Source organism: Peribacillus psychrosaccharolyticus ATCC 23296 (assembly GCF_000305495.1).
GTDB classification, from domain to species: Bacteria; Bacillota; Bacilli; order Bacillales; family DSM-1321; genus Peribacillus; species Peribacillus psychrosaccharolyticus.
Genome location: NZ_AJTN02000119.1, coordinates 1 through 893, shown reverse-complemented (window position 1 = coordinate 893; position 893 = coordinate 1). Strand labels below are relative to the sequence as shown.

The following is an 893-nucleotide window of genomic DNA, read 5'->3' as shown; positions in this document are numbered from 1 at the left end:
TCCTAGGAGCCAGCTAAGCTCAGCTGGCCAAAATATGATTTTTTTTCCTAAAGGAGAGAACTCACTTGAGTGAATTAATACATCGTACGAAAACACGCCCCGTTAAAGTAGGTAATTTAACGATTGGCGGTAATAATGAAGTTATTATTCAAAGTATGACTACTACTAAGACACATGATGTTGAAGCAACTGTAGCAGAAATTAATCGTCTTGAAGAAGCAGGATGTCAAATTGTTCGTGTTGCCTGTCCAGATGAACGCGCTGCGCTTGCCATACCAGAAATTAAGAAGCGTATTAACCTTCCGCTTGTAGTCGATATCCATTTTGATTATAAATTAGCTTTACTTGCGATCGAAGGCGGAGCAGATAAAATCCGGATTAACCCAGGTAATATCGGTCGTCGTGAAAAAGTCGAAGCGGTTGTAAATGCTGCAAAAGCGAAAGGCATTCCGATTCGAATCGGTGTTAACGCTGGCTCACTTGAAAAACGTATTATTGAGAAATACGGCTATCCGACAGCTGACGGAATGGTGGAAAGTGCACTTCACCATATCAAGATTCTAGAAGATCTCGATTTCCACGATATCATCGTTTCAATGAAAGCATCTGATGTTAATTTAGCGATTGAAGCATACCAAAAAGCGGCACAAGCATTTGATTACCCGCTGCATCTTGGAATTACCGAATCAGGAACACTTTTCTCAGGAACCGTGAAAAGTGCAGCTGGACTTGGTGCTATCTTAAATATGGGAATTGGTAACACAATGCGTATTTCCCTGAGTGCCGATCCTGTTGAAGAAGTAAAAGTAGCACGTGAATTATTAAAAGTTTACGGCCTTGCCTCTAACATGGCAACTTTAATTTCATGTCCTACTTGCGGACGGATTGAGATT

The 893-nt window shown here is 41.0% G+C and carries 1 protein-coding gene; it reads left to right on the top strand.

The features are described 5' to 3' along the window. Nucleotides 1–65: 65 nt before the first annotated feature. Nucleotides 66–893 (top strand): flavodoxin-dependent (E)-4-hydroxy-3-methylbut-2-enyl-diphosphate synthase (gene ispG, locus WYK_RS06350; RefSeq protein WP_040373716.1); only part of this gene is annotated, 828 nt, incomplete at its 3' end.